Source organism: Ensifer sp. M14, assembly GCF_003355565.1.
Taxonomy (GTDB): domain Bacteria; phylum Pseudomonadota; class Alphaproteobacteria; order Rhizobiales; family Rhizobiaceae; genus Ensifer.
On sequence record NZ_QJNR01000004.1, the window covers coordinates 1959500 to 1970920 of the forward strand.

Consider the following 11421-nt stretch of genomic DNA (forward strand, 5'->3'; position numbering starts at 1 on the left):
GCAGCCCGGTCGCTCATCCGGTTTTTAACCTGTCGCAGGTTCGGATTTCGAATCCTGTCTCCGCAACCCCTTTCCGCGCCGGAGTAGAGGCCGCTACTTGGTCGGCCTCACAAGCGAGATGACCCGCGGCTTGGATGGCGCGTCCAGCCATTCGATCCACTTGTCCCGTTCCTCGGTCGTATCGAAGAACCGCCAGAGCTTGTACTCTTCTTCGGTGGTCTGCAGCATCTCGCCGATAGACACGAGCTCCAGGGGTAGCGTCACCTCATTGCCGTCGAAGCGAACGAAATAGATCCCTTCGGCAGCAAGACGAATAACCTGACCAGTACCATAACTCCCATCGGGATCGTCGACCGTGAAGTACATGCCGGTCAAAGTGTCAAAAGCTTTGTCGTTCATAGGTTCCGAGTGCCAGTTTGAAAAAGTGCAGGGCATGAGACGTTCGCGCAGGCGGCCGGCAAACGCAAGTGATCACCATGACAGGCGAGGGCGGAACGCCGTGTCCTGATCACAAGGCTATTAAGCGTGAGGACCGCGCGGGTCAAATCTCCTTCGCGCCATTGCCGCTTGTCCACCGGATCATCGAAGGCGCGATCCGAAGTGTGCCAAGGCTCAAGGGTTGGCAGGGGATCCTCGCACAGTCCAGATCGCGCGGTCGCGATCGTTCTGTCCATCACAACCGTCCGACACCGCGCGCCGTTGTTGGGCGGCAGGACAAACGAGACGCGGCGCGGGTCTGCATCGGTGTGAAACCCGCGCGCGCTCGGGTCACAGGCAGCTTTGTCAGGCGGCCTTTGTCTCTTCGACAATGCGCGCCTTGATGTTGTCGATCATGTTTTCGCGGATCATGGTTTCGCCGTGGGACTGGCGCATGTGGTCCACCACGCGGCGGACGATTTCGGCGTCGTTATCGGCGCGGGTGTGCCATTCGCAACCCGGGACAAGAGAACCGCATTCAAACAGGCGCATGATGTTCCTCCTTCCGATGTGAGCTCAATGCAAGGGGTTGGTCGCGCGCATCTCCTCCGCGCGCCACGGAACCCAGCCTAGCATCAACCCCCGGACCGACCAAATTGTTCCAGCCTCCGTGCGGCAAGAAACCGTTATAGACATGCGGGTCGATGGTGTTATGGGTTTGCGGTAACAAGAGACACAAAGGCCTTCTTTGCCCATGACCACTACCGTTCAATCGGAACTGATCGCCGCTATCCGCAATATTCCCGACTATCCGAAGCCGGGCGTCATGTTCCGCGACATCACCACGCTGCTCGGCAATCCACGCGCGTTCCGCCGTTCGATCGACGAACTGGTGCATCCCTATGCCGGCACCAAGATCGACAAGATCGCCGGCATCGAGGCACGCGGTTTCATTCTCGGCGGCGCGATCGCCCACCAGCTTTCCTCCGGCTTCGTGCCGATCCGCAAGAAGGGCAAGCTGCCGCATGACACGGTGCGCATCGCCTACAGCCTCGAATACGGCGTCGACGAGATGGAGATGCACAGGGACGCGATCAAGCCGGGCGAGAAGGTCATTCTCGTCGATGACCTGATTGCAACCGGCGGCACAGCGGAAGCCGCCGTCAAGCTGTTGAAGCAGATGGGCGCCGACATCGTTGCGGCCTGTTTCGTCATCGACCTGCCGGAGCTCGGCGGCCGCAAGAAGCTCGAAGCGCTTGGCGTCAACGTCCGCACGCTGATCGAATTCGACGGCCACTGAGGGCTGACGCCCTCAGGCGCGATTGATCGTCGGCAGCATCAGCTGCACCTCGCGCTGTGTTGCTGGCGTCAGTGTTTCCACCTCTTTCCGCCAGAAGGCGTCGGCTTCTGGCGGTTCGTCTTCCCAGCTTCTGATAGAGGTTTCGTTATCGTCGATCGCCACGCGGCGGTGGCCGCCGAGGCGAAGATATTCCTCCGCCAGTTCGCGGACATGGGTCTTTTCCATCGATAGCCCTCCGTTATCCCTGTCGAAGCTCCTCTGCGCCAGGGCCTGTCGGCGACGGGCGTGGAGCTTGGAAGGTCCGAACGGATTTTACGCCCAAATCGTTCCTGACTTAAGGAATTAGATTGTCGCCCTTCGGTTGGGACAGGTGACGGCGGGCTGGCTCCCTGCATTTACGCATTCCGGACGGAAAACCGCTTCGCACTTTTCCTGGAAACCCTCTAGACGAACTCGATGACCTTGCTTTCGAAGCGGATCACCGCCTCGCCGTGCTGGTTTTCGCCCTCGCAGAGGATCGTGTTGATCCGCCAGCCCGGCCGCGAGGCAAGAGCGCGGCTTTCAAGAAACGTCACGGCATAGGTGACTGTGTCGTCGGCATAGACCGGCTTCAGCCAACGGAGATCTCGAAAGCCGGGCGAGGGGCCGAGCCTTGGCGCCTGCAGGCCTTCGGCGGCAAGCCGCCGCTGCTCGTCCTTCCAGAACCGGACGAAACACTGCATCCAGCCGGCGGACGTGTGCCAACCGGACGCGCAAAGGCCACCGAACAGTGAATGCCGGGCCTCCTCGGCGTCGAGATGGAAGGGCTGCGGATCGAAGTCGCGGGCGAAGCGGATGATGTCCTCGGCCGAAAAGGTCAGGCTGCCGATGACGGTCCTGCGGCCGGTGGCGTAAAACTCCTCCATCGTCATCATCAGTGTTGGACCTTGTCACGGCAGCGGAAGAGCACCGAACATTCCGAAACCGCCACCGGCTCGCCGGCCTGGTTGACGATTTCGTTGCGGAACTTGACGATGCCGAAACCCGGCTTGGACTTCGAGCGGCGCGCCTCCATCACCTGGCTGAAGCCGGTCAGGACGTCGCCGGCAAGCACCGGCTTCTTCCAGTCCATGAAGTCGATGCCGGGCGAGCCCTGAGACGTGGATTGGCCCATGAAGGCGTCGAGCATCATGCGCATGCCGACGGCGCTGGTGTGCCAGCCCGACGCCGAAAGCCCGCCGAGGATGCTGCGGTTGCCGGCTTCCTCGTCGAGATGCATCGGCTGCGGGTCGAATTCCTGAGCGAAGGCAATCATATCGGAGGCGTTCATTTCGACCGGTTTATAGTCGAAGCGCCGCCCCTCGGAAAAATCCTCGAAATACAACATGCTGGGTTGTCCCGTCTGATTTGCTGACGCTTTACCTACTGCATAATTCCACAAACCGGAATCGATTTGAGTGGGAAATTAAGCAATGTCTTTCAAACCTTAGGGTGTCCCCGAAGTGTCGTGTCCGGCGCATGGTGTTCCCGCATCAGTTGACGCATCCGTATCGCGGAATTTCCAGGTTGCGCATGGCGCTTCTTCATGCAACCACCTGTTTTGTTGGTATCTCGACCAGCTCTTGATTGAGGAATGTCCGTGACCGAATTGAACAGGGCGCTCGCCGGCGCTGCCGAAAAGGGGATCATCGCCGCCCATCAGGTGAGCGATCTTGAAGCCTATCTTGCTGACCGCGGCATCAACTTCGGGCCGTCGGCAAGGGACGCCGCCGCGGATCGGGACGATGCCGCTCTCGATGCGCGCGCCGCCGAAGACAGCGAGCAGCCGCGGTTCGTCCGGGGATTTCACGACATCCTGATCACCATCGGCGTCGTGGTCGTGCTGATCGGTGTTTGGGGTTTGGCTGGCCCGTTCGCCACCCTGCCGGTCATTCTTGTGCTTGCGGAGATCCTCGTGCGTCGCCAGCGCCTGGCACTGCCTTCGGTGGCGTTGACGATTGCCCTCGTGCATTGGGTCGGGATGACTTCGCTGCTGTTCGTGGACGAGCATGATGATGCCTGGAAGCCGATGGTCGTTGCGCTCGTCTATCTCTCGGTGTTCCCCATCCCGCTCGGTCTGTTTTACTGGCGCTACCGCGTCCCGTTGGCGCTCGCCGGTCTGATGGTATCGATCGCGCTCATTTGCGTGGTGGCGGTTCTGTTTGCCATCGAGAGGAGTTTTGGGATCGACCTCGCCAACGGCAACCACTTCACGCTTCTCGCGCTCACCGTTCTTGTCGGAGCCCTGGGCCTGTTTGCGGTCGCCATGCGCTACGACGTCTCCGATCCACAGCGTGTGACGGCGCGCTCCGATACGGCGTTCTGGCTGCATCTGGCCGCAGCACCTGCATTGCTCTACGCGCTGATCGCTCTGGTCTTTCTGTCGAACGGCGGCGGCACGTGGTGGGATGGGCAGGCCGGGCTTGGCCAGGCGATTGCCGCCATCCTGATCGTTGCCCTGTTCATGCTGGTCGGATTGGTCATCGACCGCCGCGCCTTCGTGACCTCAGGGCTGCTGTCGCTGGGCGGCGCGATCTGGACGATGCTCAACCAGACCGGCGCGTCGCTCGACAACTATGTCTTCGTCGCGTTTGCGGCCGTCGGCGTCACCGTGCTTTTCATCGGCATTTTCTGGCAGAAGCTGCGGCGCATCGTCATGAACCTGTTGCCAGAAACAGTTACGGCGCGGTTGCATGCCGCGCCGTAACATCGGGTGGTGCTATTGGCGGCGCGCCTGAAGCGCGCCTTGGCTCATCGTCTTACGTGTTGAAGCGGAAGTGGATGACGTCGCCGTCCTGGACGACGTATTCCTTGCCTTCGTCGCGGGCCTTTCCGGCTTCCTTCGCACCGACTTCGCCGCCAAGCGCGATGTAATCGTCGAAAGCGATGGTGTTGGCGCGGATGAAGCCACGCTCGAAGTCGGTGTGGATGACGCCGGCAGCCTGCGGTGCCTTGGTGCCGCGCTGGATCGTCCAGGCGCGCGTTTCCTTTGGACCGACGGTGAAATAGGTGATGAGGTCGAGCAGCTTGTAGCCGGCGCGGATCAGGCGGTCGAGGCCGGCTTCTTCCAGGCCGAGCGCGCTCAGGAATTCCTTGGCTTCTTCTTCCGGCAGCTGTGCGACTTCGGATTCGATCGCCGCCGAGATCACGACGCTCTCGGCACCTTGTGCCTTTGCCATTTCGGCAACCGCGCGCGTGTGCTCATTGCCGTCGACGGCGTCGCTTTCCGCGACGTTGCAGACATAGAGAACCGGATGCGCGGTCAGAAGATTGAGGCCCTGCAGGATGCGCAGCTCTTCGGCGTCGAGCTTGGCCAGCAGCGTGCGCACCGGCTTGCCGTCCTGCAGCAGCTTCAGCGACGCTTCCATGATCGGCAGCTGGGCGACCGAATCCTTGTCCTTGCCGCCGGCGCGCTTGCGGGTCTGATCGGTGCGGCGCTCCAGGCTGTCGAGGTCGGCGAGCATCAGCTCGGTTTCGATCGTCTCGGCATCGGCAACCGGGTTGATGCGGCCTTCGACGTGGGTGATGTCGTCATCCTCGAAGCAGCGCAGCACGTGCACCACTGCATCCACTTCGCGGATGTTTGCGAGGAACTGGTTGCCGAGGCCTTCGCCCTTCGATGCGCCGCGCACGAGGCCGGCGATGTCGACGAAGGAGATGCGCGTCGGGATGATTTCCTTCGACTTGGCGATGTCGGCCAGCTTGCGCATGCGCGGATCGGGAACCGCGACTTCGCCCGTGTTCGGCTCGATCGTGCAGAAAGGATAGTTGGCAGCCTGAGCCGCCGCCGTCTTGGTGAGCGCGTTGAAGAGGGTGGACTTGCCGACGTTCGGCAGCCCGACAATACCGCATTTGAAGCCCATGGCTAAAACCTGTCGTTCTCGAATTCGTTGGGCGTGGCTATGGGATAAAGGAGCCGAACGGTCAAGCCTTCGCGCGTTTCGGCGCGGTGAAGGAACGGGCTTTTGCTTGATTGGCGGCGTCTGGCGTACGATATTGAGTGTCAGCGTCCCAGGGCCGCATGGCCGACTGCGACCGCCTTCCTGTCATCAACGGGTGGATTTCCGATGAGTGACGATGGTCTTGCCGCAAAACCAAAGCTCAAGCCGAAACCGAAACTGGAGCGGCCGAAGCTCTACAAGGTCATTCTCGTCAACGACGACTACACGCCGCGCGACTTCGTGGTCATGGTGCTGAAGGCGGTGTTTCATATGAGCGAGGAGGCGGGTTACCGGGTGATGATGACGGCGCACAAGATGGGGGTGTCCGTCGTCGTCGTCTGCGTGCGCGATATCGCCGAGACCAAGGCCAAGGAGGCGACGGATCTTGCCAAGGATGCCGGTTTCCCGCTGATGTTCATGACCGAGCCGGAGGAGTGACGGCCAGGAGTGACCGTTAGGGGCGGCGGATCTGGTAACCGGTCTTGTCCTGCCGGAAGCCGCAATTCTCATAGAAACGCAGCGTCGTTGGATCCTTCGATCCCGTTAGCAGCATCACCTTGTAGCAGCCGGCGGCCCAGGCTTCAGAGACGGCGTGCCGGATCAGCGCACCGGCAAAGCCGCGCTTGCGAAAGGAGGCCGACGTCACGACGTTTTCGATGAGAGCGTAAGGTGCGCCGCCCCGCGTCAGGTTCGGCACGACGACAGACGTGACCGATGCAGCGGCGATCTCGTCGGCAAAGCCGATGAAAACTGTCATGCCGGGTTGCGCGAGGATCGCGGCAAAACGATCTGCTGCCACTTCGGCATCGAGCGTTTGGTCGTCCGGGTTCAGCTCGCCGTAAAGCGCAAGAAGCCCGGGCAGATCGCCTGCCTGGGCGGCACGGATCGAGACGAGCGAGGGTGCCACGCTCAGTCGCCCTTCGGGCCGAACAGTTTTTTCAGCATGTCGGCCATCGGGCCGCTTGTCGGCAGCTTCTTCGGCTGGGCCGAATTGCGCGCCTGATGGATATGGGATTGAGCGCCCTGCTTCTTTTGGGCCTGAGGCTTGTCCTCATCCGGCTTGCCGCCGGTCGCAAGCGCGATCTTGTTCAAGATCTGCGAATCCTCGCCACGCACCAGCATGTCGGCATTGTCGGCGATGGCGTCGAGCAGCGGCACCAGCCAGGTCTGATCCACCTTGGCAAAATCGCCGAGCACATGGGCGTGCACGAGGTCCTTCACGCCAGGGTGGCCGATGCCGAGCCGCAGGCGCCGATACTCCTTGCCGCAATGGGCGTCGATCGACTTGATGCCGTTGTGGCCGCCATGGCCGCCGCCGACCTTGATGCGCGCTTTCGCGGCGGGCAGATCCAGCTCGTCATAGATGACGGTGATGTCCTTCGGCGCAAGCTTATAGAAGCGCATGGCCTCGCCGACAGCTTCGCCGGAGAGGTTCATGAAAGTCTGCGGCTTCATCAGGAGCACGCGTTCTCCGCCGATCTCGCCTTCGGCGATCTCGGACTTGAACTTCTTCGACCAGGAGGAAAAATTGTGGCGGCGATGGATGACGTCGACAGCCATGAAACCGATATTGTGGCGGTTTGCGGCATATTTCGAACCTGGATTGCCAAGTCCTGCGATGATCAGCATGTCGTTACGCTCCGTCGGGCTTTCACCGCTTCACGACCGCGAAACGCCGTCAGAGTCAATCCTTATTTCGTTGCCTGCACGCTTCCGCTGGGCCTCAGGCCATAACGATCGAAGATCGCATCCTGGGTGCCGTTGCCGATCAGGCGGTCGAGTTCGCGCTGCATCTTCTCGACTGTCTGCTTGTCCATGTCGCGGTGGCAGGCGATGCCGTAGTATTTTCCTTCCAGCATCAGCGCCGCCTCGACGGGCTTGCCTTCGGCGCGCATGCTTTCGAAGGTCTTTTCCGATGTCATCATCAGATCGATGCGGCCGGCAATCAGCTTCTTCAGCGTCGAGTCCAGGTTGGTCGCATAATCGATCTTCCGAAAGCCGTGTTCCATGAGATAGGTGGCGGAGAAATCTTCCCGTTGGGTGCCGATGGTGAACTGCTTTGCCGCATCGATGGTATCAGGGGCGATGTCCGATCCCTTGCGCCGCACCATGATCATGTGGTCGACGAGCAGCGGCTGCACCCACTGAAACCGCTTCTCGCGCTCGGCGTTAATTCCCGTAGTGAAGACGCAATGGGACGCATCGGTTTCAGCCAGCATGTAGGCCCGCGCCCAGGGCAGGACCTCGACCGTATAGGGGAGCTTCAACGCGTCCATGATCGCCGCCACCTGTTCGACCGAGGAACCGTTGGCACCGCTCGGGGTCGAGAAGTTGTAGGGCGGATAGTCCTCGGTGACGAATTTGATCGTCTGTGCTTCGGCGGACGCGGAAAGGCCGAGGAAGAATGCCAGTATCAGCTCTTTCACGCCTTGCTCCTTTGCGCCAGTGTCCGGCCGCTATCCTTGAGTGTTTGCTTTGACTTCGGAGTCGCTCTCCAGCATGGCCAGCATCTTGCCGATCGGCATGGGGCGGCTGAAGAGATAACCCTGCCCACAATCCACACCAAGCTTGCGCAGGAGTTGCCATTGCTCCTGGGTCTCGATGCCTTCGGCGACGACGGTGCAGCCCATCTGATGCGAGATCGTGCGGATGCCCTTGATCAGCATCCGGCTCTTGCGGCGGACATCGGCGGTGCCGGAGCTGAGCGAGCGGGTGAAGGACTGGTCCACCTTGACGATATCGACGGGGAAACGGTTGAGATAGCTCAGCGACGAGTAGCCCGTGCCGAAGTCGTCAAGCGCGATCCGGCAGCCGAATTCGTTGAGCTGCTTCAGTACGGCATGCACTTCCGGATTATCGAGCATCAGCACCGCTTCGGTGATTTCGATGACGATCCGGTTCGGCGAGATATGATGTTTGAGCAGCAGCGCTGCGAGCTTGTGCGGCAGCGTCAGCTCGAACTGCAATGGCGAGAAATTCACCGCGAGATAGGTGTTCTGCGTGCCATCAAGGGCGGAGATTGCCGCCAGATGGCGGATCGCCTTTTCGAGAATGCAGTCGCCGATGCGGGCGATCGTCCCGGTTTCCTCTGCGATGCCGATGATCTTGCCGGGCGGCATGATGCCTTTTTCCGGATGGTTGAGGCGCATCAGCGCCTCGAAGCCGGCGATCTGTCCGTCGCTGAGGCTGACGATCGGCTGCAGCCAGGCCTCGAAGTGATCATCCTTGAGGCCGGCTTCGATGCATTGTTCGATCTCGTGGCGCTCGCGAGCGGTATCGAGCATGCTGGCGTCGAACACCTGCAGGCCATTCTTGCCGTCGTGCTTGCGGGCATACATCGCCATGTCGGCCTTGAGCAGCAGGTCGGACGCGTTTTCGGCGTGCTGGGGATAAACGGAGATGCCGACGCTGGCGCTGACGAACAGCTCGTTGCCGGCAATGTGCATCGGCTCGCGTAGCGTATTGACGATGCGCTCGCCGATTTCAGACGCGAGCGTTGCGACGTCCACATCTGAGACCAGGATCGCGAATTCGTCGCCGCCAAGACGTGACATGATGTCGTCGGGGCGCAGGGTGGCGCGGATCAGTTCGACGGTGTGGCGCAAAACTTCGTCGCCGGCGGCATGGCCGAAATTGTCGTTGATCCACTTGAAGCGGTCGAGGTCGATGAACAGGCAGCCGACCTGGATCCCGGAGGCATCGGCAGTCACGATGGCTTCGTCCAGCGCTGCCTCGAAGCCCTGGCGGTTGAGAAGGCCGGTCAGGTGGTCGGTGATCGCCTGGGCATGATTGCGGCTTTCGGCCTGCTTGAGCGCGGTGACGTCGGTCATCACGGACAGTGACAGGTCGCCATCCCCCGTCGTTTCCGTTTCCAGGATCAGCACGGTCATGAACTCGCCGTCCGCCTTGCGGAAGGGGACGGTGACCTCGCAGATGTTGTGGTCGCCGACGGCGATGGCCTTGGCATGGCTGCGATAGGTCTCGTGCCAGTGCGGATCGATGAAGTCGGTGAAGTTTTCGCCGATAACCTGTTCGCGGGCATAGCCGGTCGCCAGCAGCCAGTAATCGCTGACAGCGCAGAGGCGATTGTCGGTATCGAGCGAAAACAGCATGGCCGGGGTCAGGTTGTAGATGTCTGTGGCGCGCTCATGTGCGCTCTTCAGCTCCATCGACTCGCGCTCGAGCCGGTCCTGCATCTCGTTGAAGTTGGCGGCAAGCGCGCCCATTTCGTCGTCTGCGATCCAGTCGACGCGGTGGCGCGAGCCCAGGCGCCGCGTCGCCTCGATGGCGGCCGTCAGGCGCATTAGCGGACGGATGACGGTGAAGCGGTTACCTATGAGTGCGGCGGCAAAAACGGTGGCAACGGCAATGAGAAGGATGGCGAGGATCGCCAGCTCGTCCTTGCTGAACTGCGACAGCAGGCCGGGTGTCGGCGCGCGCACTTCAAGACTGCCGATTTCCTTTATGCCGTCGATCGCGTCGTAGGATATGGGCGTTTTCAGCGTGCGGCTGTCGCTGCCGGCGCCGAGGCCGCCAGAAGGCATCTGTGCGAGGATCGAGCCGGAATTGTCGCGAATGGTGACGGCCAGAATATCGGTGTCGTTCATCAGCGAGCGGGCGATGCGCTTGATGCCGTCGCTGTCAAAATCCCAGATCGGTTTGCCGAGCGCCTCGGCGCTTGCGCCCATCAGAAGCTCGATGTTGTGCAGGCGCTCCCGTGCGACGCGTTCGCTGGAGATACTGAGGAAAAGCACGAAGAGTGGGGCAACGAAAACCAGCATCGCACCGCATACAATCGCTATAAATCGGTTCTCGACGGAATGCATCATCGGACGCATCCCCCAGGCGTTGCCACTCGTGTCATTTCGTATTCTCTTTAGACGCTTGCTTACAAATTCCCCGCTGCAAGAACATCATCAAAACCTTAAATGTTGCTGAAATTGCTACATTACAATTCGTGAGGAGGCCTGATCGATTGTAGGGGTGGGACAGCGCGGCAACCGGCGCGTTCAACGCAAAAGGCCCGCCCCGGTTGCCGGGACGGGCCTTTCAATGGGTAGTGCAGAGTCCGGCAATTGCCGGATCGCCGCTTCACCTCCAGGTGAATCAGGCTTCTGCTTCGCCTTCTTCTTCCTTCAGACCGCCAGCCGGAGCAGCGATCGTTGCAATCGTGAAGTCGCGGTCGCTGATAACCGGGGTCGCGCCCTTCGGCAGCTTGATGTTGGAGATGTGGATCGCGTCGCCGACCTTGTGACCCGACAGGTCAACAGTCAGGAACTCCGGAATGTCGTCGGCAGCAACGGCCAGTTCGACTTCGTGGCGAACGATGTTGAGAACGCCGCCGGCCTTGAGGCCCGGGGACTTCTCTTCGTTGACGAAGTGAACCGGAACCTGAACGGTGACCTTGCTGTCCTTGGAGACGCGCAGGAAGTCAACGTGCATGGTGAAGTCGCGGACCGGATCCAGCTGGTAGTCCTTCGGCAGGACGCGGATCTTTTCGCCGTTGACGTCGATGACCGCAACGGTGGTCATGAAACCGCCGGCGTGGATCTTCATCGTCACGTCCTTGGTGGACAGCGCGATCGAAATGGGGGCCTGCTTGTCACCGTAGATGACAGCCGGGATAAGACCGTTGCGACGAAGTTCACGGGAGGACCCCTTACCAACCCGTTCGCGCGTCTCGGCCTTGAGCTCATAAGTTGCGTGGCTCATAGGTAGACCTTTCTATGTCTAATTCTGGAGAGT

The 11421-nt window shown here is 60.9% G+C and carries 14 protein-coding genes; 3 read left to right on the forward strand and 11 right to left on the reverse strand.

Annotated elements, in window-relative coordinates; all coding sequences use genetic code 11:
• Positions 1-93: 93 nt before the first annotated feature.
• Both BLJAPNOD_RS09290 and BLJAPNOD_RS09295 read right to left on the reverse strand, forming a co-directional pair.
• Positions 94-399 (reverse strand): hypothetical protein, encoded by a 306-nt coding sequence (locus BLJAPNOD_RS09290; RefSeq protein WP_115419607.1) that lies wholly within the window; start codon positions 397-399, stop codon positions 94-96.
• Positions 400-783: 384 nt separating this feature from the next.
• Entirely contained in the window at positions 784-969 is a 186-nt protein-coding gene (locus BLJAPNOD_RS09295; RefSeq protein ID WP_077503436.1) for a DUF1059 domain-containing protein, read from the reverse strand.
• Positions 970-1171: 202 nt separating this feature from the next.
• Here BLJAPNOD_RS09295 and BLJAPNOD_RS09300 point away from each other — a divergent pair, with 202 nt between their 5' ends.
• Positions 1172-1717 (forward strand): adenine phosphoribosyltransferase, encoded by a 546-nt coding sequence (locus BLJAPNOD_RS09300; protein WP_115419608.1) that lies wholly within the window; start codon positions 1172-1174, stop codon positions 1715-1717.
• Between the two features lie 12 nt (positions 1718-1729).
• On the opposite strand, the gene BLJAPNOD_RS09305 is transcribed toward BLJAPNOD_RS09300, so the two are convergent.
• The 3 genes from BLJAPNOD_RS09305 to BLJAPNOD_RS09315 all read right to left on the reverse strand — a co-directional run bounded on the left by BLJAPNOD_RS09305 (position 1730) and on the right by BLJAPNOD_RS09315 (position 3083).
• A complete protein-coding gene (locus BLJAPNOD_RS09305; protein ID WP_025427942.1) occupies positions 1730-1942 on the reverse strand; it encodes a hypothetical protein in 213 nt (70 codons plus the stop codon).
• Between the two features lie 218 nt (positions 1943-2160).
• The gene (locus BLJAPNOD_RS09310) at positions 2161-2631 is read right to left on the reverse strand and encodes a MaoC family dehydratase (RefSeq protein WP_077503439.1); all 471 of its coding nucleotides are present in this window, start codon (positions 2629-2631) and stop codon (positions 2161-2163) included.
• Positions 2631-3083: a MaoC family dehydratase gene (locus tag BLJAPNOD_RS09315; RefSeq protein WP_115419609.1), complete on the reverse strand. Its 453-nt coding sequence runs from the start codon at positions 3081-3083 to the stop codon at positions 2631-2633. Before BLJAPNOD_RS09315 ends, BLJAPNOD_RS09310 begins: the two co-directional genes overlap by 1 nt.
• Before the next feature lie 252 nt (positions 3084-3335).
• On the opposite strand from BLJAPNOD_RS09315, the gene BLJAPNOD_RS09320 reads away from it, so the two are divergent.
• Positions 3336-4442 carry a hypothetical protein gene (locus BLJAPNOD_RS09320; RefSeq protein WP_244610903.1) on the forward strand — a complete coding sequence of 369 codons (1107 nt, stop codon included), beginning with the start codon at positions 3336-3338 and terminating at the stop codon, positions 4440-4442.
• Positions 4443-4494: 52 nt separating this feature from the next.
• Here the strand turns inward: BLJAPNOD_RS09320 and ychF are convergent, their stop codons facing one another.
• The gene (ychF, locus tag BLJAPNOD_RS09325) at positions 4495-5598 is read right to left on the reverse strand and encodes a redox-regulated ATPase YchF (protein WP_077503441.1); all 1104 of its coding nucleotides are present in this window, start codon (positions 5596-5598) and stop codon (positions 4495-4497) included.
• 204 nt (positions 5599-5802) lie between these two features.
• Here ychF and clpS point away from each other — a divergent pair, with 204 nt between their 5' ends.
• Positions 5803-6114, forward strand: a complete 312-nt coding sequence (clpS, locus tag BLJAPNOD_RS09330; protein ID WP_077503442.1) for an ATP-dependent Clp protease adapter ClpS — start codon at positions 5803-5805, stop codon at positions 6112-6114.
• 16 nt (positions 6115-6130) lie between these two features.
• Here the strand turns inward: clpS and BLJAPNOD_RS09335 are convergent, their stop codons facing one another.
• The 5 genes from BLJAPNOD_RS09335 to BLJAPNOD_RS09355 form a co-directional block, all read right to left on the reverse strand.
• The gene (locus BLJAPNOD_RS09335) at positions 6131-6583 is read right to left on the reverse strand and encodes a GNAT family N-acetyltransferase (RefSeq protein ID WP_115419610.1); all 453 of its coding nucleotides are present in this window, start codon (positions 6581-6583) and stop codon (positions 6131-6133) included.
• A gap of 2 nt (positions 6584-6585) precedes the next feature.
• Positions 6586-7305, reverse strand: coding sequence for an aminoacyl-tRNA hydrolase (pth, locus tag BLJAPNOD_RS09340; protein WP_115419611.1), 720 nt, complete (start codon positions 7303-7305; stop codon positions 6586-6588).
• Positions 7306-7367: 62 nt separating this feature from the next.
• Complete coding sequence (locus BLJAPNOD_RS09345) at positions 7368-8102, reverse strand: transporter substrate-binding domain-containing protein (protein ID WP_115419612.1); 735 nt, start codon at positions 8100-8102, stop codon at positions 7368-7370.
• A gap of 30 nt (positions 8103-8132) precedes the next feature.
• Positions 8133-10457, reverse strand: coding sequence for an EAL domain-containing protein (locus BLJAPNOD_RS09350; RefSeq protein ID WP_244610904.1), 2325 nt, complete (start codon positions 10455-10457; stop codon positions 8133-8135).
• A 325-nt stretch (positions 10458-10782) separates the two neighbouring features.
• Positions 10783-11388, reverse strand: a complete 606-nt coding sequence (locus BLJAPNOD_RS09355) for a 50S ribosomal protein L25/general stress protein Ctc (protein ID WP_077503446.1) — start codon at positions 11386-11388, stop codon at positions 10783-10785.
• Between the last annotated feature and the right edge of the window lie 33 nt (positions 11389-11421).

Excerpts from the sequence above, each read along its gene's own strand:
- BLJAPNOD_RS09315 (WP_115419609.1), bottom strand. The coding sequence starts at position 3,083 with ATGTTGTATTTCGAGGATTTTTCCGAGGGGCGGCGCTTCGACTATAAA.
- BLJAPNOD_RS09355 (WP_077503446.1), bottom strand. The coding sequence starts at position 11,388 with ATGAGCCACGCAACTTATGAGCTCAAGGCCGAGACGCGCGAACGGGTT.
- BLJAPNOD_RS09300 (WP_115419608.1), top strand. The coding sequence starts at position 1,172 with ATGACCACTACCGTTCAATCGGAACTGATCGCCGCTATCCGCAATATT.
- BLJAPNOD_RS09290 (WP_115419607.1), bottom strand. The coding sequence starts at position 399 with ATGAACGACAAAGCTTTTGACACTTTGACCGGCATGTACTTCACGGTC.
- BLJAPNOD_RS09305 (WP_025427942.1), bottom strand. The coding sequence starts at position 1,942 with ATGGAAAAGACCCATGTCCGCGAACTGGCGGAGGAATATCTTCGCCTC.
- clpS (WP_077503442.1), top strand. The coding sequence starts at position 5,803 with ATGAGTGACGATGGTCTTGCCGCAAAACCAAAGCTCAAGCCGAAACCG.
- BLJAPNOD_RS09350 (WP_244610904.1), bottom strand. The coding sequence starts at position 10,457 with ATGCTGGTTTTCGTTGCCCCACTCTTCGTGCTTTTCCTCAGTATCTCC.
- BLJAPNOD_RS09310 (WP_077503439.1), bottom strand. The coding sequence starts at position 2,631 with ATGATGACGATGGAGGAGTTTTACGCCACCGGCCGCAGGACCGTCATC.
- ychF (WP_077503441.1), bottom strand. The coding sequence starts at position 5,598 with ATGGGCTTCAAATGCGGTATTGTCGGGCTGCCGAACGTCGGCAAGTCC.
- BLJAPNOD_RS09295 (WP_077503436.1), bottom strand. The coding sequence starts at position 969 with ATGCGCCTGTTTGAATGCGGTTCTCTTGTCCCGGGTTGCGAATGGCAC.
- pth (WP_115419611.1), bottom strand. The coding sequence starts at position 7,305 with ATGCTGATCATCGCAGGACTTGGCAATCCAGGTTCGAAATATGCCGCA.